Below are 21,041 nucleotides of genomic sequence, written 5' to 3' on the forward strand. Positions count from 1 at the left end.
CACTAATCACTCCTCAGCTGTTCGTTCATGATCAGGAAGGCTCCGAGGCCGTGGAAGTCGTTGGTGGCCCGGGTGCGGGCGATGTAGTACGCGTAGTCGCCGACGTTGGTGCCGATGGAGATGTCGGTGAGGTCGGTGCGTCCGTCCGCGCCGAGGGAGACCTTCTTCAGGACGCCCTGGTAGCCGCGTTCGGCGACGGTCGCGTAGTGCCGGTCGAGGTAGCCCTGCTGGGCGCCTCGGGACAGGGCGTAGGTGAACATGCTGGAGCAGGAGGTCTCGGTCCAGTTGTCGGCGCGGTCGCCCTTGTCGATGACCTGGAACCAGCGGCCGGTGGAGGGGTCCTGGGTGCGCTCCAGGCCTTTGGCGAGCTTGCGCAGGATGCGCAGCAGGGCTTGGCGGCGGGGGTGGTCGCCCGGGATGGCGTCCAGGACGTTCACCATCGCCATCGAGTACCAGCCCACGGCACGGCACCAGTGCTCGGGGGCGAGGCCGGTGGCCTGGTCGGACCAGGTGGCGGTGCGGGACTCGTCGTAGGCGTGCCGGAGAAGGCCATTGCCTACTTGCAGATGGCTGCCGTACAGGTACAGCTGCTTGGCCGCCTCGTCGTTCGCGTACGACGAGTCGTCGAACTCCTTGCCGTACTCGACCAGGAACGGGTTGACCATGTAGACCCCGTCGGCCCACAACTGATGTGCGCGGCTGGCGGTGTCGGCGTGCCAGAAGCCGCCGTCCTCGGTGCGCGGGTAGGTGTCGAGGCGTTCGCGGATCTTGCGGGCCGCGATGCGGTAGCGGTCGTCGCCGGTCTCGTGGTGCAGGATCGTCAGCAGCCGCCCGGCCTGCATGCTGTCGAGGTTGTTGAAGCTCTGGCTCATGGAGCCGTCCGCGGCCACGAACCGGTCGACGTAGCTCTTGATGTACGCCAGGTACTGCGGGTTGTGGGTGCGGCGGAAGACCAGGTACTGGCCGTAGAGGTAGAGGCCGACCGGGTACGACCAGCCGCCGATGGTGGTCGGTGTGTAGCGGGCCGTGGTGGAGTCGACCATGGCGACGGACCAGTCGGCGGTGGTGACGGGGGCTGTGACCGGCATCGCCATGGCTGGTGCGGGTTCGGCCGCGGCCGTGGGGACGGCGGTGAGGGTCGCGGCGGCGAGCACGGTCGTCGTCAGCAGCGCGTGCAGGCGTCTCATGGTGCTCCTTCGCGGTAGGCGTGGACGGGGGTTGCGGCCGGGCGGGGGCTGTCGACCAGGTCGCGGATGAGGGCGTGGTCGGGTGAGAGCCGGCAGGCCGGGTCGGTGCGGGTGGCGTCGCCGGTGAGTGCGAACGCCTGGCAGCGGCAGCCGCCGTGGTCGGTGGAGCTGAGGCCGCAGCTTCGGCAGGGGTCGCGCATCCAGGAGTCGCCGCGGTAGGCGTTGAACGCCCTCGACTCCCGCCAGATCCAGTCGAGTTGACGGTCCCTCACATTGGGTGGGTCGAGGCCGGGGAGGGCGGCCGCGGCGGGGCAGGGCAGGACGGTGCCGTCAGGGGCGACGGTGAGGGAGAGGGCGCCCCAGCCGCCCATGCAGGGTTTGGCGACGCCGTCGATGTGGTCGGGGGTGACCCAGATCAACTCCGGTGCGGGGCCCGGGCGTTCGCGCCAGCGGGTGAGTGTGGTGCGGGCGCGGTCCACCTGGTTCCGGGTGGGCAGCAGGGTGGCGCGGTTGCGCAGGGCCCAGCCGTGGAACTGGGTGTGCGCGAGCTCGATTCGGTCGGCGCCCCAGGCCACGCCCAGGGCGATCAGGTCGTCGAGGGCGTCGATGTTGGTGCGGTGCAGGACGATGTTCAGGCCGAACGGCAGCCCGGCGGCACGGATCAGCCGGGCGGCGCGTTCCTTGGCGGCGAACGAACGGGCGCCCGCGATGCGGTCGGAGGCGTCGGGGTCGGCGTGCTGCACGGACAGCTGGACGCTGTGCAGCCCGGCCGCGACCAGCTCGTCGAGCCGCCGCTCCCCCAGTCCGACGCCGCTGGTGACGAGCTGGGTGTAGAGGCCCGCGCGTTCGGCTGCGGCGACGATGTCCGGCAGGTCTCGCCGCAACAGTGGCTCGCCGCCCGACAGATGGGTCTGTACGACGCCCAGGTCAGCGGCCTGCCGGAACACTCCGGCCCATTCCCCGGCGGTCAGCTCTGTTGACCGACCGACCAGTTCGACGGGGTTGGAGCAGTACCCGCAGCGCAGCGGGCAGCGATGGGTGAGCTCCGCGAGCAGGGCCCACGGCGGGTCGACCGTCATCGCAGCCAGCCCTCCTTCCGCAACGTCTCAAGGAACTCCGGCACTTCGCCGGCGACCGGGGCGCCAGGGAAGCGCGCGGCCAGCTCGGCGACGATGTCCTCCACCTCGCGACTGCCGTCGCACAGCCGCAGTACGCCGCCCGCGTTGCCGTGCAGCACGACCACCCGCTCGGGCAGCAGCAACAGGTCGGTGCCGCGCACCCGGTCGTGACGCAGGACGACGGAGCGGGCGAGGGTGGGGCGCCAGGTCATGGGGGGTCACCTCCGGTGGCTCCGGCTCGGCTTGCAGCTCGGGCTCCGTCTTGGCCGCCGCACGCCGCGCCATGGCGTACGCCGACCGCACGCGAGTGGGCAGCACCCCAGGTCATGGGCCACCTCCGTCCACCGAGTCATGCCGCAGGGCCGCCGCACGGGCGAGAACAGGACGCCGGTTCATGGCCCGCCCCCATCCACCGCGTCCAGCAACGCCCAAAGCACATCGCACTTGAACCCCAGCGCACCCACCGCCCGCTCCTGCTGTTCCCGGGTGCGGGCCTGGTCCAGGACCAGGGCGAGGGCCTCCTCGCCGTCCCGGGCGCCCTGGTCGACCCGGGTGCGGAAGTAGGCGAGGCCGGCCGGGTCGATCCAGGGGTAGTGGGTCTCGAAGGCGTCGATGCGGGTGCGCATCAGGTCGGGTGCGGACAGTTCGGTCAGGGACGCGGCGACGGCCTCGACGACGGGGCTGAGCCGGCAGAAGTTGACGTAGCCGTCGACCGCGAGCCGCACCCCGGGGAGCACCCGGGAGGCGTCCCAGAGTTCCTCGCGGTCCAGGCCGGCCGCCTCGCCGAGGCGCAGCCAGCGCTCGATGCCGCCCTCGCCCTCGGCGGTGCCGTCGTGGTCGCGGATGCGGCGCAGCCAGGCCCGGCGCGGCGCGGGACGCTCCAGTTTGGCGAGGATCAGGGCGTCCTTGACGGGGATGTGGCGCTGGTAGTGGAAGCGGTTGGCGATCCAGCGGCGCAGTTCGGCGGGCGTCAACTCGCCTTTGTGCATACGGAGGTTGAAGGGGTGCCGGTCGTGGTAGCGGGCCGCGGTGACGGCGCGCAGCCGCCCAGTGAACTCGGTGGTCGTCCAGGGGGCTGCGGCGCCGTGCGCGTGCACGCGAGTCGCGGTCACGATGCTCTCGCGGTGCGGCCGGTCAGCGGTCGGCGAGGGCGTAGGCGGTCACTTCGAGCGCGGTGTCCACGACGGTGTAGCCGGGGCTACGCCAGACGCTTTCCTCCGATGTTTCCTGAATGATCTGTTCCGTCGCGAGGGCCGGGAGGGTACGGAGCAGCTTCTCGTCCATGTGCGCATACCTGCTTTCCTGAGGAAGTGGGGGTCTCAGAGCCCAGACAGGCGGCTGCCGTTCACATGCGTGCACCGAGTTCATCGACACGTTCGGTGGCGGGATTCAGAGTCGCGGCATGACGGCCCACGGTCAATGGTCCGGACCGATAACGTCGGATGCGTTTCCGGCCAATCTCACCGACGTTCCGCTGACTCGCCAGTCAGTTGCCGCGATTTCCCCGGCGGATTCGGCGGTCAGGAATGCATCACGCCTCGTGATCGTTGACGATATGAGTACCACCTGACGACAACCGTAAGGATCGAGAGCTCGTGAGCAGCAAGGTCCCCCCGATCACCCTCAACAACGGCGTCGAGATGCCCCAGCTGGGCTTCGGCGTCTGGCAGGTGCCGGACGGCGAGGCGGAGGAGGCGGTCGGCACCGCGCTGGAGGCCGGGTACCGCAGCATCGACACAGCGGCGATCTACGGCAATGAGGAGGGCACCGGCAAGGCCATCGCCACCTCCGGCCTCCCCCGCGAGGACATCTTCGTCACCACCAAGCTCTGGAACGGCGATCAGGGCTACGACTCCACGCTGCGCGCCTTCGACGTGTCGCTCGGCAAGCTCGGCCTGGACTACGTCGACCTGTATCTCATCCACTGGCCGGCTCCGTCGCGCGACAAGTACGTCGACACCTACAAGGCGTTCGAGAAGCTGCACGCCGACGGCCGTATCCGCGCGATCGGTGTCTCCAACTTCCTTCCGGAGCACCTGGAGCGGCTGCTCGACGAGACGTCGGTCGTCCCCGCCGTCAACCAGATCGAGCTGCACCCGCACCTTCAGCAGCACACCTCGCGCGCGTTCCACGCCGAGCGGGGCATCGCCACCGAGGCCTGGTCGCCGCTGGGTTCGGGCAAGGGCCTGCTGGAGGTCCCGGCGATCGTCGCCATCGCACAGAAGCACGGCCGCACCCCGGCCCAGATCGTGCTGCGCTGGCACCTCCAGATCGGCAACATCGTGATCCCGAAGTCCGTGACGCCGTCCCGGATCAAGGAGAACATCGAGGTCTTCGACTTCAGCCTGGACGACGAGGACCTGGCGGCGATCAGCGCGCTGAACGAGGACCGCCGGATCGGCAGCGACCCGGCGACCGTCAGCTGAGACCACCCGACCGCTCGCCCGCGACTGCTCGCCCGCCGCTCGACCGTCCGAGCGGCGGGCGAGCGCGTACCGGCCCTTAGCGGGATGCCGTCGGCGACCGCGACGGCTCAGTCGCCGCGCACATCGGTGAAGACGACCTCGAACTCCTCCAGCCCGGTCACCGCCACATGCGCCTTGGCCGCACCCTCGTGCCGGGCCGCCGCCTGACCCGCGCGGGACGCCGCCAGCGACGACTGGTCGACGAAGATCACCCCGACCAAGCCGCGTCCGCGCGCCCGGTCGACCAGCAGGGACGCCCTGGCCAGCCCCGGAAGGGTCTCGAGCCTGGGCACCACGGTGGCCCTGAATGTGTCGGCGAGCAGATCCGTGTCCCTGGGGTCGAACTCCAGCCTGGAGACACGCAGCCCGCCGCCCGCCTGCGGCTGCCGCGCCTGGTGGAACACCAGCGCCTCGTAGTTGTCGACCGAGACCGTCCCCAGAAACGGCTCCAGCATCGACACCCGCCGCTCACGCAGCACTTCGTCACTGTTCTGCCGGGCCTGCTCCGACTCCCACCAACTCGCCGCGAGGAGTTTGCCGAGCGTCCGGTCCACGAAGACGCTCGCCCCGCGGTACCCCGGACGGTCCTCCAGCAGGTCCCGCCCCTCGGTGTTCAGGGCCCTGATGGCCGTGTCGATCTTCGTGGGATCGCCGGTCGTGTAGATGGCGCGTACGAACATGACACCTCCCGGGAATCCGGGCTGACATCCGAAATCTTCGGTATGTCCAGTCTTCTACTGGGCGCATGACGTCGCAATCAGCACACCGGGCCCGAGATCGCATCCCGAGGGCTTGACGGGGACACGCAAAGAGGTTCACGCTGCACGCGATCCAGTCAGGAAACTTTCCTAACAGATTCCTCACGAAAGGGTCCCCCCCACAGTGCGTATCCGAACACTGACCCTCATCGCGGCCTCCGGCGCCGCGCTGCTCGCCGCCGGTCTGCTTCCCACCAGCGCCTCCGGCCACCCGCAACCGCCGTCCCTCCAGGAGGGCTCGGTCAGTGCGGCCGACCTGCTCGCGAAGGTGACGTCCTGTTCCCAGATCTCCAACGGCAAGTACCGCACCGACGAGGAGACCTCGGCCACCGTCCCGGTGTGCGGCAAGAACGGCGCCGTGTTCTGGAAGGCCGACATGGACATCGACTGCGACGGCCAGCGCACCGCCAAGTGCAACGCGGACACCGATCCCTGGTACCAGCCCGACACCGCCTTCCACCAGTCCAACGGCAAGCCGCTGCGCGCCGACACCCTGCCCTATGTCGTCGTCCCCAGCGTCAGCGGCACCTGGGACTACTCCGGCGCCGGCATCAAGGGCGGCGGCGTGGTGGCCGTGATCCACGACAACCAGGTCGTCTACGCCGTCGTCGGCGACACGGGCCCCCAGCGGATCATCGGCGAGGCCTCGTACGCCACCGCCGAGCGGCTCGGCATAGACCCCGACCCGGAGAACGGCGGCACCGACTCCGGTGTGACCTACATCCTCTTCAAGAACTCCAAGGTCTCGCCCATCGAGAACCACGGCGCGGCGGTCACGCTGGGCGAGAAGCTGGCGAAGGAGTTCATCCAGAACAACTAACAGCTGCGGTACGTCAGTTGGGCTGCCCGAGCGGCCGTACGACGACGGTGTTGACGTCCACGCCGTCGGGCTGCCGGACGGCCCACACCACCGAGTCGGCGATCTGGTCGGCGGTCAGCAGATGCCCGGGCGGCAGGCTGCCGTAGCTGTCCCAGAAGGGTGTCTCGACCCGGCCGGGCGCGATGTGGGTGACGCCCACGCCCCAGTCGGTCACCTGTCGCCGGGTGTTCTCGGCGAGCCCCGTCACGGCCCACTTGGTCGCCCCATAGATGTTGCCGGGCCCGTTCACGAACCCGGCGACACTGCCGACCAGCACGATCCGGCCGCGGGTCTCCTTGAGGGCGTCGATGGAGGCGCGGATGAGCAGGGCCGGGCCGAGGACGTTGGTCAGCACCATCTCGGTCCAGCCGGACGGGTCACCCTCGGCGACCGTGTCGTGGGTCGCGAACCCCGCGTTGGCGACCACCGTGTCCAGTCGGCCGAACGCCTTGAGCGTCGCGTCGACCGCCACCTGGACGTCGGTGTACTCGGCGGCGTTCCCGACGATGGCCAACAAACCTTCCGGTTCCCCGAGTTCCTCGGCGAAGGCCCGCAACCGCGCCTCACCCCGACCGGTGACGGTGACCCGGTGCCCGGCGTCCAGCAGTTGCCGCGCGACGGCGGCGCCGATGCCGCTGCCGCCGCCGGTGATGAGCGCGACCGGAGAGTCGTTCATGAAGGTTCCCCCTGTATCCCGGTGTCCCGATATCCCGGTGTCCCGATTCGGACGACGGGGATTCCATCACTTGGAGAACTCTCGAAGTCAAGGCCTCTCACCCGGGCTAGGTCACCCGGGCCCGGTCACCTGGTCCGGACCGCCGTGTACACCGTCTGCGCCGCCAGGACGAACAGATCGGGGCGATGGTGGACGCTCGCCTTGTCCTCCGGGTCGAGGAGGCGGTCGAGGGTCGCGCGGTCGTCGGCGTCGAGGCGCTCGGCGACGCCCTCCCGGATGCGGGTGAGGACGGCGGCGGCGTAGGCCCGGGCGCGGTCCGTGGTGGGGGCGGGCAGGTCGAGCAGGAAGGTGCGGGTGCCGGAGGGCCTCAGGCCGGCGGCGGTCATCAGCGCGGGCCAGTCCTCGGTCTCGGCGACGGAGCGGGGCAGGTCGGCGCGCATCTGCGCGAACCACTCCGCCTCCAGTGCGTCGAGCCGCGCGTGGAGCCCGGGCCGCCCGAACCCGATGTCCCGGGGCAGGAACCGCGTGGGCAGCCCACCCTCCTGGAGGGCCAGGGTGCCGCCGTACGCGAGCCGGTCCGCGAACGCGGCGAGGGCGGCGCGCTGATCGCCGAGGTGGTGCAGGCTGCGGCTGGCCCACAGCAGATCGGCCGGGTAGTCCAAGTCGTCGAGGATTTCCGGGAGTTCACCGGCGAGGGTGCCGAAGCGGTCGGCGACCCCGAGCCGTTCGGCACGCGCCCGGGCCCGCTCCAGGAGCGGTTCGGATCCGTCGACGGCGACGATGCGGGCGCCGGGGAAGGTGTCGGCGAGCAGACAGGCGACGACGCCCGGGCCACTGCCCGCGTCGACGACCAGCCCCGGCTCGGTCTGCCGCTTGGCGAGCCAGGCCATGGCGTGCTCGTACAGGGGCGTGAACAGTTCCGCCTGCGCCTCCAGCAGCGGAGCCATCTCGCCCCAGTCGATGTCGGCGTGGTCGTGGTGGTGGTGACCGGCGTGGTGGTCACCGTGGTCGCCGTGGTGGTTGTGCGCCATGCTCGTCAGCCTCTCCCTCTGGTGACGCCAGCGTGCGCCGACGCACCGTCGCGGGGCCACTGTCCTTGCCGTAACGGCAAAAGCGAGGCAAAAAAATCGGATGCGGCCGACGGGTCCGAGCACCCACGATGGTCCGATGGACGACGAGATGGTGGAGCGCTTCCTCCGCGACGGGTTCGTGAAGATCGAGGGCGCCTTTCCGCCTCGTGTCGCCGAGCACTGCGCGCGATTGCTGTGGCGGGAGACGGGATACGACGCACAGGACCCGGCGACCTGGAAGGACCCCGTGCACTGGGTGTACGACATGGCGCAGGGCCCCTTCGCGGCCGCCGCCAACACACCCGCCCTGCATGAGGCCTTCGATCTGCTGGTGGGCGAGGACCGCTGGCAGTCGCGCTATTCGCTGGGCAGCTTCCCGCTGCGGTTCCCGCACGAGGAGGAACCGGACGACGCGGGCTGGCACATCGAGGCCAGCTATGTGCCCGAGGGCGCCGAGCACCCGCACACGAATCTGGCCTCGAAGGAGCGCGCGCTGCTGATGCTGTTCCTGTTCAGCGAGGTCACCGAGGCGGACGCCCCGACCCGCATCAGGGTCGGCTCACATCTCGACGTACCGAAGGTCCTGGAGCCGTACGGCGAGAAGGGCGCCTCCTTCCTGGAGCTCGGCCCGAAGGTCGCCGAGGCCTCGGCCCACCGCCCGCTCGCCCACGCCACCGGACGCCCCGGCGACGTCTACCTCTGCCACCCCTTCCTGGTCCACGCCGCCCAGCCCCACCACGGCACCCGCCCGCGCTTCATGGCCCAGCCGCCCCTGCACACGTCGGTACCACTGGAGCTGGAGCGACCGGACGGCAACTACTCAGCGGTGGAGTTCGCAATCCGCCGGGGCTTGGCCCAAGAGATCTGACCAACCCCGGCGAACTACGACGCCCTAAGGGGCGCGGGGCTGTATCCGATTTGCGGCTCCGCCGCGTGGGCGCGACCAGCCACAGCGAACCCGCAGCCGCCGTCACTCCTCTACGACAACGGCGGATACGCGTTCTGCATCAACTGCTGGAACTGCGCAGAGAACCAGTGCCCCGACAGCGGAGCGTTCGGCAGCGCACCGGACATGTTGTTGCCATTGCGCGGATTACCCGTGTACGTCGGATCGCACATCCGGTCGAAGCCCTTGCCCTCGTCGTTCGGGATCTCCGAGCTGGCGCCGTCGGACTCACCCGGAGGCTTGATCCAGACGTAGGCGTCGATGCCCGCCGCCGGGGCGGCCTGCGGCCGCTCGCCGAGCCCGGCCCCCGACTGGTTGCACCAGTTGCCGACGTGGATGCGCCGGTCGTAGCGCCCGCCGTTGACATAGGTGTCGACGTCGGTCGTGGCCCCCGGACCGGCGGGCCGGGCAGAGCCACCCCACCCGTTCCGCGATGTGTCGATCAGCATGCCGATACCGGAGTTGAAGCCGGTGGTCACCAGCTGCTGGCGGAAGGCCTGCGCGAAGGACAGCTCGTCGGTGTACCGGTTCCAGTCGACCCACTTCGACTCACGGACGGACTTGCCGCCGACGGAGTCGTTGATGGTGAAGTTGTTCTCCTTCAGCGCGCTGTAGTTCGCCGTGTTGGCGATGAACCCGTGCACGTCGTTCATGGTGGCGCCCTCGGAGGTGGCCGCCTCCTTCATCACCGTGGCGCTGGGGGCGAAGTTGTCGTCCCAGCCGATCCAGCCGTGGTGGCCGGCGTCGATGTAGTTGTAGACGTTGGCCACGTCACCGAGCTTGTTGAGGGCGTAGCCGACGCCCTTCTGGTAGTTGCCGTTGGCCTTCATCACATCGCACTGGGGCGTGGCGGTGGGACGGCTGCCGGTGTTGGTGACGAGGTTGGGCAGGGAGTCGATCTCGATCGTGGTGACGATCCGCAGCGCGGCGTACTTGGGGTCGGCGAGGATCGCGGCGATCGGGTCGATGTACTCGGTCTTGTACCGGCCGAGCTCGGTCGGGCCGAGCTCGCCGTTGGAGGCGAGGGCGGCGCAGTCGCGGCCCGGCAGGTTGTAGATGACCAGCTGGACGACGAGTTCGCCGGAGCCCTTCTGGGTCAGGGCCTCGTCGAGGTGGTCGCGCAGGCCCATGCCGCCGTTGACGCCGTTGATCGCGGCGATCCGGTCCAGCCAGACGCCGGTCGGCTGGCTGGCGATCCGGCTTCCGCCCGGCTCGGCGGCGGCCTTCGCGGACCATTCCGGGTTCACATACACCTTGGCGCCGGAGTACGGGTTGTCGACCTTGGGGCCGGTGGGGTCGGGGTCCGGCGGATCGGTGGGGCCGCCACCGCCGTCGTCGACGTTGCAGGTCACGCCGTCGAGGGTGAAGGTGGCGGGGATGGCGTTGCTGCCGCTGTAAGTGCCCTGGAAGCCGAAGCTGACCGAACCTCCGGTCGCCAGCGTGGCGTTGTAGGTCTCATTGGCCGCGGTGACATCGGCGCCGCTCTGGCCGATCTTCGCGTTCCAGCCGCTGGTGACCTTCTGGTTGCCGGCGTACGACCACTTCACCGACCAGTTCGACTTGGCGGCGCCCTGGTTGGTGACGGTGACGGCGGCGGTGAAGCCGGTGTCCCACTGGTTCTGCACCTTGTAGTCGACGGTGCAGGGCACGGCGGCCGTGCCGATTCCGCCGGGGTCCGCGGCGAGCGCGGTTCCCGAGGCCCCGGCGACCAGCGCCAGGGCGGCGAGCATCGCTGTTCTGGTACGACTCATGAGTGCGGGTTCCTTCTTGGTTGCGGGTGCTGACGGTTCGTCCGTGCAGGGCGCGCAAGAGGCAAGGAGGAGGTGCCGACGACGGCTAAAAGTACTGAACGTGAGGGGTGTCGCATGAGCGACTCCTTGCAGCTCCGGCGCGTCGTGACGGACGCGTCGACTGATGGAATCGCTCCCACTGGTGCTTTTGAAGTTAGCGCCAAGTGACGGTAAAGGACAGGGGAGTTACTGACTTTTGCTCAACTGAACTCATCGAATCTTTTCGACTCTTCAAGCACCTTGACCCCTTGCACCCCCGTCCCCACTATGGGAGCGCTCCCACTGGTTCAAGCCTTGACTTCTCCGAGCCGCAAGGAGGAACCAGCACGTGCATCCCCCACGCAGACGCAGAGCCGTACGAAGGTTCTGGACGGCCGCAGTCGCGGCCCTCGCTCTTCCCTTGACGATGCTGGGCACGGGTTCGACACCCGCGCAGGCAGCGGCGGTTCAGTGCAGTGTCGACTACAAGACCAATGACTGGGGCTCCGGCTTCACCGCGGAGCTGACGCTCACCAACCGCGGTACGGACGTCATCGACGGCTGGACCCTGACGTACGGCTACACGGGCAACCAGAAGCTCGGCAACGGCTGGAACGGCACCTGGTCGCAGTCCGGTCAGACGGTCACCGTGAAGGATGCCGGCCACAACGGGCGGATCGCCGCCGGTGCCGCGGTCTCCACCGGTGCGCAGTTCACCTACAGCGGCAGCAATGCCGCGCCCACGAACTTCGCCATCAACGGCACGAGTTGCACGGGCGCCCACCAACCCCCCATCACCGTGCTGACCAGCCCGGCGGCGGGCGCCGTCTACTCGCAGGGCGACGCCGTCCCGCTCGCGGCCACCGCGGCCGCCGCGGACAACGCGACCATCGGCAAGGTGGAGTTCTACGACGACACCACGCTGCTGGGCACCGACACCACGGCGCCGTACGCGCTCTCGGTCTCCAGCTTGACCGTGGGCAGTCATTCGCTGCTGGCCAAGGCGTACGACAGCCTGGGCGCATCCGCGGAGTCCACACCGGTCGGCGTCACGGTCGCCTCGGGTCCCGCCGTGGTGGCCACACCGGCCCAACTCCCCATCCAGCAGGGCAAGTCGGCGACCTATGACGTGAAGCTGTCAACGCAGCCTTCGGCCAACGTCACCGTCTCCACCGCCCGGGCGAGCGGCAACACGGGCCTGTCGGTGACCGGCGGCGCCTCGCTCACCTTCACGCCCTCGAACTGGAACACCGCCCAGAAGGTCACCATCGCAGCCGGCAGCTCCGGCACCGGCGCGGCGACCTTCGAGTCGACGGCCGGCGGGCACGCCAAGGCGTCGGTGACGGTCACCCAGATCGCGGCGACGAAGGCGTACGACGCCCGCTTCCTGGAGCTGTACGGCAAGATCACCAACCCGGCGAACGGCTACTTCTCGCCCGAGGGCATCCCCTACCACTCGGTCGAGACGCTGATCGTCGAGGCGCCGGACCACGGTCATGAGACCACGTCGGAGGCCTACAGCTACCTTCTCTGGCTGCAGGCGATGTACGGCAAGGTCACGGGCGACTGGTCCAAGTTCAACGGGGCCTGGGACATCATGGAGAAGTACATGATCCCGACCCACGCCGACCAGCCGACGAACTCCTTCTACAACGCCTCGAAGCCGGCGACGTACGCGCCCGAGCTGGACACGCCCAACGAGTACCCGGCGAAGCTCGACTCGTCGGTCTCCGTCGGCTCGGACCCCATCGCCGGTGAGCTGAAGAGCGCGTACGGCACCGACGACGTCTACGGCATGCACTGGCTGCAGGACGTCGACAACGTCTACGGGTACGGCAATTCGCCGGGCAAGTGCGAGGCGGGGCCGGGTGACACCGGGCCGTCGTACATCAACACCTTCCAGCGCGGCGCGCAGGAATCGGTGTGGGAGACGGTGCCGCAGCCGACGTGCGACCAGTTCAAGTACGGCGGCAGGAACGGCTACCTGGACCTCTTCACCGGTGACGCGTCGTACGCCAAGCAGTGGAAGTTCACCAACGCCCCGGACGCCGACGCCCGTGCGGTGCAGGCCGCGTACTGGGCGGACAAGTGGGCCGACGAGCAGGGCAAGGGCGGCGACATCTCCGCGACCGTGTCCAAGGCTGCGAAGATGGGCGACTATCTGCGGTACGCGATGTACGACAAGTACTTCAAGAAGATCGGCAGTTGCGTGGGGCCGTCCAGCTGCCCGGCCGGCACCGGCAAGGACGCCTCGCACTATCTGCTCTCCTGGTACTACGCCTGGGGCGGCGCCACCGACACCTCGGCGGGCTGGGCCTGGCGCATCGGCTCCAGCCATACGCACGGGGGTTACCAGAACCCGATGGCGGCGTACGCGCTGAGCTCGTACGCGGATCTGAAGCCCAAGTCGGCGACGGGGCAGGCGGATTGGGCCAAGTCCCTGGAGCGGCAGATCGAGTTCTATCGCTGGCTGCAGTCCAGCGAGGGCGCGATCGCGGGCGGGGCGACCAACAGCTGGGCGGGCCGGTACGCGACACCGCCCACCGGCAGGTCGACCTTCTACGGCATGTACTACGACCAGCAGCCCGTCTACCACGACCCGCCGTCCAACCAGTGGTTCGGCTTCCAGGCGTGGTCGATGGAGCGGGTGGCCGAGTACTACCAGCAGACGGGGAACGCGTCCGCGAAGGCCGTCCTCGACAAGTGGGTCGACTGGGCACTGTCCGAGACGACCGTCAACCCTGACGGGACGTACCGGATTCCGTCGACGCTTCAGTGGTCGGGGCAGCCGGACACCTGGAACGCTTCAAGTCCGGGTGCGAACAACGGACTTCATGTCACCGTCGCCGACTACACCAACGACGTCGGTGTGACGGCCGCGTACGCCAAGACCCTGACGTACTACGCGGACCGCTCCGGTGACACGCAGGCCGCCACCACGGCCAAGGCGCTCCTCGACGGCATGTGGGGCAACTACCAGGACGCCCTCGGGATCGCCGTCCCGGAGAACCGCGCCGACTACAACCGCTTCGACGACGCGATCTACATCCCGTCCGGCTGGACCGGCACCATGCCGAACGGCGACGCGATCAGCTCGTCGTCGACCTTCGACTCCATCCGGTCGTTCTATGAGGACGATCCGGCCTGGTCGAAGATCGAGGCATATCTGGCCGGCGGCGCGGTGCCGTCGTTCACGTACCACCGGTTCTGGGCCCAGGCGGACATCGCCCTGGCCATGGGCTCGTACGCGGAGCTCCTCGAATAAGTCCCCGCTGACGCTCTGCGTACAGCGCCGGGCGACCCCCCTCCCGCACGGGGGTCGCCCGGCTGTCGCCGTACCGAATAGCAAGCGCTTGCCAAAGGAGAGGACCCCCACCGTGCGAAGAACACGCATCCTCACGGCCGCGCTGGCCCTCGCGGCCGGTCTCCTCGCGGGCACCCCACCCGCACTCGCCGCCGACGCGTCGACGGACGTGTCGATCACCGCCGACACCTACACCTGGAAGAACGCCCGCATAGACGGCGGCGGTTTCGTGCCCGGCATCGTCTTCAACCGCAAGGAGAAGAACCTCGCCTACGCCCGTACCGACATCGGCGGCGCCTACCGCTGGCAGCAGTCGTCGAAGACCTGGACGCCGCTGCTGGACTCGGTCGGGTGGGACGACTGGGGGCACACCGGGGTGGTGAGTCTGGCGTCGGACTCCGTGGACCCGGACAAGGTGTACGCGGCGGTCGGGACGTACACCAACTCCTGGGACCCGGGCAACGGTGCCGTGATGCGATCCGCCGACCGGGGCGCCAGCTGGCAGAAGGCCGCGCTGCCTTTCAAGCTGGGCGGCAACATGCCAGGACGTGGCATGGGTGAGCGGCTCGCGGTCGACCCGAACCGCAACAGCGTGCTGTATCTGGGCGCGCCCAGCGGCAAGGGCCTATGGCGGTCGACGGACTCCGGGGCCTCCTGGTCGCAGGTGGCGAACTTCCCCAACGTCGGCAACTACGTGCAGGATCCGAGCGACACCAGCGGGTACGCCAGCGACAACCAGGGCATCGTCTGGGTCACGTTCGGCGAGTCCACGGGGACGGCCGGGAACGCGACCAGGACGATCTACGTCGGGGTCGCCGACAAGGACAACGCCGTGTACCGGTCGACGGACGCGGGGGCGACCTGGTCACGGGTCGCCGGGCAGCCGACGGGATATCTGGCGCACAAGGGTGTCCTGGACGCGGCGAACGGCTACCTCTATCTCGCCTACAGCGACAAGGGCGGGCCGTACGACGGCGGCAAGGGCCGGCTGTGGCGGTACGCGACGGCGACCGGCGCCTGGACCGACATCAGCCCGGTCGCAGAGGCCGACACCTACTACGGCTTCGCCGGTCTGACCGTCGACCGCCAGAAACCGGGCACGGTGATGGCGACGGCATACAGCTCCTGGTGGCCGGACACCCAGATCTTCCGCTCGACGGACAGCGGCGGGACCTGGACGAAGGCGTGGGACTACACGTCGTACCCCGACCGCGCCAACCGATACACCATGGACGTCTCGTCCTCACCCTGGCTGACCTGGGGCGCGAACCCGTCACCGCCCGAGCAGACACCCAAGCTCGGCTGGATGACGGAGGCGCTGGAGATCGACCCGTTCGACTCGAACCGGATGATGTACGGGACCGGTGCGACGATCTACGGCACCGAGGATCTGACGAACTGGGACAGCGGAAGTCGGTTCACCATCAGGCCGATGGTGCAGGGCCTGGAGGAGACGGCGGTCAACGACCTCGCCTCTCCCCCGTCCGGCGCCCCGCTCCTCAGCGCCCTCGGCGACGTCGGCGGCTTCCGGCACACCGACCTCACCAAGGTCCCGCCGATGATGTTCACCCAGCCGAACTTCACCACGACGACGAGTCTCGACTTCGCCGAGTCCAGTCCCAGTACGGTGGTCAGAGTGGGCGATCTGGACTCCGGGCCGCACATCGTGTTCTCGACCGACAACGGCGCCAACTGGTTCGCGGGGACCGACCCTTCGGGCGTCAGCGGCGGCGGTACGGTCGCGGCGGCGTCGGACGGGAGCCGGTTCGTGTGGAGCCCCGCCGGTGCGGGTGTGCAGTACACGACGGGGTTCGGTAACTCGTGGGCCGCTTCCAGCGGCATACCGGCCGGGGCGGTCGTCGAGTCCGACCGGGTGGACCCTAAGACCTTCTACGGCTTCAAGTCCGGGAAGTTCTACGTCAGTTCGGACGGGGGCGCGACCTTCACCGCGTCCTCCGCGACCGGGCTGCCGAGCGGGGACAGCGTCCGCTTCAAGGCGCTGCCCGGTGTGAAGGGCGAGGTGTGGCTGGCGGGCGGTGCGCCGGACGGGGCGTACGGGCTGTGGCACTCGACCGACGCGGGTGCCTCCTTCACCAAGCTCGCCGGCGTCGAGCAGGCCGACACCGTCGGCTTCGGCAAGGCGGCGCCTGGAGCGTCGTACCAGACGCTCTACACCAGCGCGAAGATCGGCGGCGTACGCGGCATCTTCCGCTCCACCGACAAGGGCGCGAGTTGGACCCGTATCAACGACGATGCCCATCAGTGGGGTTGGACGGGGGCGGCGATCACGGGTGATCCGCGGGTGTACGGGCGGGTATATGTGTCGACGAACGGTCGTGGGGTCGTCTACGGCGACACGGCGGACGGCGGGACGACGGATCCGGACCCGGACCCGGACCCGGACCCGACCGGCGCCTGCTCGGTGACGTACAAGGTCACCAATCAGTGGTCCGGCGGCTTCCAGGCGGATGTGCAGCTGTCCAACATCGGCTCCGGCGCCTGGAACGGCTGGTCGCTCGGGTGGTCCTTCGCGGACGGGCAGAAGGTGACGCAGGTGTGGAACGCCGAGTACACGCAGTCGGGTTCGGCGGTGACCGCGAAGAACGTCGGCTGGAACGGCAATGTCGCGGCTGGGGCGTCCGTGAGCTTCGGGTTCACGGGGAGCTGGTCGGGGGCGAACGCGAGACCTACGGCGTTCCGGCTCGGTGAGCAGAGCTGCACGGTGGGCTGAGGTGTCACCGGCCGCCGCGGCCGCGGATCAGTGACGCGGCCGCGGCGGCCAGGGACATCGCGATCGCGAGGGAGAAGACCACGACCAGGCCGTCGTGGAAGGGCTGGGAGATCAGGTTGGGGAAGAACTCCCGCCCGGTGAGGTGTGCGGCGTTGTCCGGCGGGAGGCCTCCGAGGATGGTGCCGCCGAGCAGATGCTGGATGGGGTTGTAGCCCAGGAACGCGGCGAACAGGACGCCGACCGGTGGGAGTCCGGCCACCGCGTGCGCCGCGTCGGCCGGGACGCCTTGCGCCGTCAGCCCTGAGGTCAGCGTCTGCGGCAGGGAGCCGGAGAGCCCGGCGACCATGAGGGAGAAGAAGACGCCCATCGACAGGACCATGCCCGCGTTCTGGAAGGTGGCGCGCATCCCGGAGGCGGCGCCGCGTGCCTCGGCCGGCACGCTGGACATGATGATCGAGGTGTTGGGCGCGGCGAAGAGGCCGCCGCCGAGGCCGTTGAGGAAGGCCAGGAGTGCGAAGAGCCCGTAGGCGAAGTCCGTCGGCAGGGCGAGCAGCCCGGCGAAGGACCCGGCCATCACCACAAATCCGGCGGCGGCGAACAGCCTCGCCCCGTACTTGTCCGACAGATAGCCCGACACCGGCCCGGCGACCAGGAAGCCCACGGTCAGCGGCAGCATGTAGATGCCCGCCCACAGCGGGGTGTCGGCGTAGTCGTAGCCGTGCAGGGGCAGCCAGATGCCCTGGAGCCAGATGATCAGCATGAACTGGAGCCCGCCGCGTGCGATGGAGCCGAGCAGCGCGGCGAGGTTGCCGCCCGCGAATGCCGCGTCGCGGAAGAGCCGTAGCGGGAACATGGGTTCGGCGACCTTGGTCTCGATCACGCAGAACAGCGCGAGTACTGCGACGCCGCCGATCAGCCCGGCCAGCACCCAGGGGTTGGTCCAGCCCATGGTGTGGCCGCCGTAGGGCTGGATGCCGTAGGTGATGCCTGCGAGCAGCGCGGTCAGGCCGACGGCGAAGGTGAGGTTGCCCCACCAGTCCATCCGGCCGGGTGTGCGGACGCCGGTCTCGTGCAGGGACTTGTATGCCCACACCGTCCCGATGACGCCGATGGGCACGTTGACCCAGAAGACCGAGCGCCAGTTCCAGGTCACCAGGGCCCCGCCGAGCACCAGGCCGAGGAACGATCCGGCGATGCCCGCGACCATGTTGACGCCGAGGGCCATGCCGCGCTGGCGGGCGGGGAAGGCGTCGGTGAGGATCGCCGCGGAGTTGGCCATCAGCATGGCGCCGCCGACTGCCTGCGCTATGCGCCAGCCGATCAGCCACAGCGCCCCGCCCGCCCCCTGAAAGGGGTCGAGGGAGAGGATCACCGAGGTCACGGTGAAGATCAGGAATCCGGCGTTGTAGATACGGACCCGGCCCCACATGTCGCCGAGCCGCCCGAGGGCGACCACCAGTACCGCCGTGACCAGCATGTATCCCATCAGCATCCACAGCAGATAGCTGACGTTGGCGGGCTGGAGCGGGTCGAGCCGGATGCCGGTGAAGATGCCCGGCAGGGAGATCAGCACGATCGAGCTGTTGATGGTGGCGAGCAGGATGCCGAGAGTGGTGTTGGTCAGGGCCACCCACTTGTAGCGGGGGTGGTCGGCGCCCATCCAAGCGGTACGGGTGCGCTTTCGGACGCCCTCGCCCCCAGCGCCGGTACCCGCGCGGTCAGTTGTCTCCTCGGTGGCCATGGCCTGCTCTCTCCGCTGCGTTCACCATGCGCCGGACGAGTGGCAGGGCGGTGCCCATGGCCGCGCCCAGCGCTTGTCGTTCGTCCTCCGGGAGGGTGGCGAGCAGGCTGACCAGCCTCGCCTCCCGCTCCCGTCTGCGCTCGGCCAGCACCGTGCGCCCGGCGTCCGTGATGGCGACCAGGCTGACCCGCCCGTCGTCGGGATCACTGATCCGCGAGGCCAGCCCCTGCTGCTCCAGCCGCTGCACGAGCTGCGTCATCGACGGTTGGGCGACACCTTCCGCCGCCGCGAGCACGGTCAGCCGGGCCGGGCCCTCCCGCTCCAGCCGACCCAGCGTGGAGGCGGTCGTGAAGCTCATGCCCCGACGGTCCGCGAGGCTCCGGACCACGATCCCGGCGATCTCGGCCAGCGCGTGGGCCGTGTCTTCCGGCTGTTCCATTCCGTCCACACCCACAGTCGTATCACGCACCTATATAGGTTGCCTATTAAAAAGAGGGTAAGAGAGGCGGTCACCCGCCTGAGCTGGGGGTGACCGCCCTTTTCAGCAGGTCACGGGGTGTACACCGTCGGCCGGGGGGCCGTAGCCATGCCATTTCCGAGGAAGAAGCCCGGGTGTGGTGGCTGGTTGTAGGCGGTGTTCTGCCAGGCGAGCCCGGTCCGGTACATCGTGTCGTGCAGCAGGGTCGTGATCTTCGTGTTCGTCTCGTACGGCGTGGAGTAGATCCGCAGCGCCGTATTGCCGCTGGTGCGCCAGATGACCTCCTCGCGCCAGTCGCCGAGGATGTCGCCGGACAGCACGGGCGTGGCCTTGGTGCCGTTGTTGGAGGAGACGCCGGAGCCGGTGAGGAGACGGGTGTCGCCGGACGTGCCGTACTTGTCGATGCGGGTGCCGTCGAGGAGTTCGCGTACGGTGTCGCCGTCCCACCAGGACAGGAAGTTGACGGAGGACGGCTCGCGGCCCTTGGTGGCGCCGGCCTCGTCGCGGATGGAGGTGTCGGAGGCGGACCACACCTCGGCGCCGTCGTTCCCGGCGTAGATGTCCCCCGCCACGCCCCGGCCGTTGTCGCAGCAGGCGGCGAGCTTCCAGTTCACCGAGCCGTTGGCCGGGTTGATGTACAGCTCGGCGGGCTGGCTCGTGGACTCCGAGACCTTGAAGTACTCCAGGCCCGCGTGCGCGGGGTCGAGATCGCCGAGGTGCTGGGCGTCGCCGTGGCCGGTCTTCGTGGTCCACAGGCCGTTGCCGTTGTCGTCGACGGCCATCGCGCCATACACGATCTCGTCCTTGCCGTCGCCGTCGACGTCCCCGACGGACAGACTGTGCGAGCCCTGCCCGTCGAACCCCTTCCCTGTGTTGGTGGAGGAGTTGGTGTCGAAGGTCCAGCGCCGGGTGAAGGCACCGTTCCGCCAGTCCCAGGCCGCGATGACGCTACGGGTGTAGTAGCCGCGCGCCATGATGAGCGAGGGCCGGGACCCGTCCAGGTAGGCGGTACCGGCGAGGAACCGGTCGACCCGGTTGCCGTACGAGTCGCCCCATGACGACACCGTCCCCCGGGCCGGGACGTAGTCCACCGTCCCCATCGCCTTGCCGGTCTGCCCGTTGAACATGGTCAGGTACTCGGGCCCGGAGAGGACGTAGCCGGAGGAATTGCGATGGTCGGCGGACGAACTGCCGATCACCGCACCCGTGCCGTCCTTCGTCCCGTCGGCAGTCTTCATGGCGATCTCGGCCTTGCCGTCGCCGTCGTAGTCGTACACCTGGAACTGCGTGTAGTGCGCGCCGGAGCGGATGTTGCGGCCCAGGTCGATGCGCCACATCCGGGTGCCGTCGAGTTTGATGCCGTCGACGATCGTGTTGCCGGTGTAGCCGGACTGGGAGTTGTCCTTGGCGTTGGTGGGCTGCCATTTGAGGACGATGTCGAGGGCGCCGTCGCCGTCGAGGTCGCCGATCGAGGCGTCGTTGGCCTCGTAGGTGTAGGCCACTCCGTCGGGGGTCGTGCCGCCGGAAGGCGGGCTGATGGGGACGTCCTTGTATCCCGGGCGGAACTGGATGGCGTGCACGGAGTCGGCCTGCTCGACGCCGCCCACGACGGCCCGGACGGTGTAGTCGGCCTGTTCGGGGGCGCCGGAGTGGAAGTAGTTGGTGGAGCCGGTGATCGGGGTGGAGTTGACCTTCGTACCGGCCCGGTAGACGTTGAAGGAGACGTCGTTCGGGTCGGTGCCGAGCCAGCGCCAGCTGACCAGGTTGCCGCTTGAGGTGTGGACGCTGACGACGCCCCGGTCGAGCGCCTCGACCTGGCGGGCGGTGGCGGCCATGGGGGTGCCCCCGGGCGAGCCGAGCGAAGCCGGTTCGAGCCTGGGGGAGGTTCCGGCGCCGTTGAGGGTGGTGAGTCCGGCGGCCATCAGGGCGGTTGTGGCGA

Annotated in this window: 17 protein-coding genes; 5 read left to right on the forward strand and 12 right to left on the reverse strand. The window is 69.2% G+C overall.

The window, feature by feature from the left end; all coding sequences use genetic code 11:
- Nucleotides 1-2: 2 nt before the first annotated feature.
- The 5 genes from IE325_RS01990 to pqqA form a co-directional block, all read right to left on the reverse strand.
- The gene (locus IE325_RS01990; protein ID WP_190067864.1) at nt 3-1,187 is read right to left on the reverse strand and encodes a glycoside hydrolase family 88/105 protein; all 1,185 of its coding nucleotides are present in this window, start codon (nt 1,185-1,187) and stop codon (nt 3-5) included.
- Entirely contained in the window at nt 1,184-2,266 is a 1,083-nt protein-coding gene (gene pqqE, locus IE325_RS01995; RefSeq protein ID WP_190067865.1) for a pyrroloquinoline quinone biosynthesis protein PqqE, read from the reverse strand. Before pqqE ends, IE325_RS01990 begins: the two co-directional genes overlap by 4 nt.
- Nucleotides 2,263-2,517 carry a pyrroloquinoline quinone biosynthesis peptide chaperone PqqD gene (gene pqqD, locus IE325_RS02000; RefSeq protein ID WP_190067866.1) on the reverse strand — a complete coding sequence of 85 codons (255 nt, stop codon included), beginning with the start codon at nt 2,515-2,517 and terminating at the stop codon, nt 2,263-2,265. The genes pqqE and pqqD overlap by 4 nt, the downstream gene beginning before the upstream one ends.
- A gap of 180 nt (nt 2,518-2,697) precedes the next feature.
- Complete coding sequence (gene pqqC / locus IE325_RS02005; RefSeq protein ID WP_373315072.1) at nt 2,698-3,417, reverse strand: pyrroloquinoline-quinone synthase PqqC; 720 nt, start codon at nt 3,415-3,417, stop codon at nt 2,698-2,700.
- 22 nt (nt 3,418-3,439) lie between these two features.
- A complete protein-coding gene (gene pqqA / locus IE325_RS02010) occupies nt 3,440-3,589 on the reverse strand; it encodes a pyrroloquinoline quinone precursor peptide PqqA (protein WP_190067867.1) in 150 nt (49 codons plus the stop codon).
- Nucleotides 3,590-3,900: 311 nt separating this feature from the next.
- Between pqqA and IE325_RS02015 the strand changes: the two genes are divergently transcribed.
- Nucleotides 3,901-4,731, forward strand: a complete 831-nt coding sequence (locus IE325_RS02015; RefSeq protein ID WP_190067868.1) for an aldo/keto reductase — start codon at nt 3,901-3,903, stop codon at nt 4,729-4,731.
- Nucleotides 4,732-4,838: 107 nt separating this feature from the next.
- On the opposite strand, the gene IE325_RS02020 is transcribed toward IE325_RS02015, so the two are convergent.
- Nucleotides 4,839-5,450, reverse strand: a complete 612-nt coding sequence (locus IE325_RS02020; RefSeq protein WP_190067869.1) for a hypothetical protein — start codon at nt 5,448-5,450, stop codon at nt 4,839-4,841.
- 202 nt (nt 5,451-5,652) lie between these two features.
- Here IE325_RS02020 and IE325_RS02025 point away from each other — a divergent pair, with 202 nt between their 5' ends.
- Nucleotides 5,653-6,348: a glycoside hydrolase family 75 protein gene (locus IE325_RS02025; protein ID WP_190067870.1), complete on the forward strand. Its 696-nt coding sequence runs from the start codon at nt 5,653-5,655 to the stop codon at nt 6,346-6,348.
- Nucleotides 6,349-6,361: 13 nt separating this feature from the next.
- Here IE325_RS02025 and IE325_RS02030 read toward each other — a convergent pair whose 3' ends face one another.
- Nucleotides 6,362-7,063, reverse strand: coding sequence for an SDR family oxidoreductase (locus IE325_RS02030; RefSeq protein ID WP_190067871.1), 702 nt, complete (start codon nt 7,061-7,063; stop codon nt 6,362-6,364).
- A gap of 125 nt (nt 7,064-7,188) precedes the next feature.
- The gene (locus IE325_RS02035; RefSeq protein WP_190067872.1) at nt 7,189-8,094 is read right to left on the reverse strand and encodes a class I SAM-dependent methyltransferase; all 906 of its coding nucleotides are present in this window, start codon (nt 8,092-8,094) and stop codon (nt 7,189-7,191) included.
- Nucleotides 8,095-8,194: 100 nt separating this feature from the next.
- On the opposite strand from IE325_RS02035, the gene IE325_RS02040 reads away from it, so the two are divergent.
- A complete protein-coding gene (locus IE325_RS02040; protein ID WP_190067873.1) occupies nt 8,195-9,001 on the forward strand; it encodes a phytanoyl-CoA dioxygenase family protein in 807 nt (268 codons plus the stop codon).
- A 110-nt stretch (nt 9,002-9,111) separates the two neighbouring features.
- On the opposite strand, the gene IE325_RS02045 is transcribed toward IE325_RS02040, so the two are convergent.
- Entirely contained in the window at nt 9,112-10,830 is a 1,719-nt protein-coding gene (locus tag IE325_RS02045) for a glycoside hydrolase family 6 protein (protein WP_190067874.1), read from the reverse strand.
- A 367-nt stretch (nt 10,831-11,197) separates the two neighbouring features.
- Between IE325_RS02045 and IE325_RS02050 the strand changes: the two genes are divergently transcribed.
- Together IE325_RS02050 and IE325_RS02055 are read left to right on the forward strand one after the other, a co-directional pair.
- Complete coding sequence (locus tag IE325_RS02050) at nt 11,198-14,113, forward strand: glycoside hydrolase family 48 protein (protein WP_190067875.1); 2,916 nt, start codon at nt 11,198-11,200, stop codon at nt 14,111-14,113.
- Between the two features lie 112 nt (nt 14,114-14,225).
- Nucleotides 14,226-16,883 carry a cellulose binding domain-containing protein gene (locus tag IE325_RS02055; protein WP_190067876.1) on the forward strand — a complete coding sequence of 886 codons (2,658 nt, stop codon included), beginning with the start codon at nt 14,226-14,228 and terminating at the stop codon, nt 16,881-16,883.
- A 4-nt stretch (nt 16,884-16,887) separates the two neighbouring features.
- On the opposite strand, the gene IE325_RS02060 is transcribed toward IE325_RS02055, so the two are convergent.
- The 3 genes from IE325_RS02060 to IE325_RS02070 form a co-directional block, all read right to left on the reverse strand.
- Nucleotides 16,888-18,543, reverse strand: a complete 1,656-nt coding sequence (locus IE325_RS02060) for an MFS transporter (RefSeq protein ID WP_190068487.1) — start codon at nt 18,541-18,543, stop codon at nt 16,888-16,890.
- A gap of 58 nt (nt 18,544-18,601) precedes the next feature.
- A complete protein-coding gene (locus IE325_RS02065) occupies nt 18,602-19,063 on the reverse strand; it encodes a MarR family winged helix-turn-helix transcriptional regulator (RefSeq protein WP_190067877.1) in 462 nt (153 codons plus the stop codon).
- Between the two features lie 110 nt (nt 19,064-19,173).
- Entirely contained in the window at nt 19,174-21,024 is a 1,851-nt protein-coding gene (locus IE325_RS02070; RefSeq protein WP_308437623.1) for a rhamnogalacturonan lyase, read from the reverse strand.
- Between the last annotated feature and the right edge of the window lie 17 nt (nt 21,025-21,041).

Source organism: Streptomyces lanatus (assembly GCF_014655715.1).
Taxonomy (GTDB): domain Bacteria; phylum Actinomycetota; class Actinomycetes; order Streptomycetales; family Streptomycetaceae; genus Streptomyces; species Streptomyces lanatus.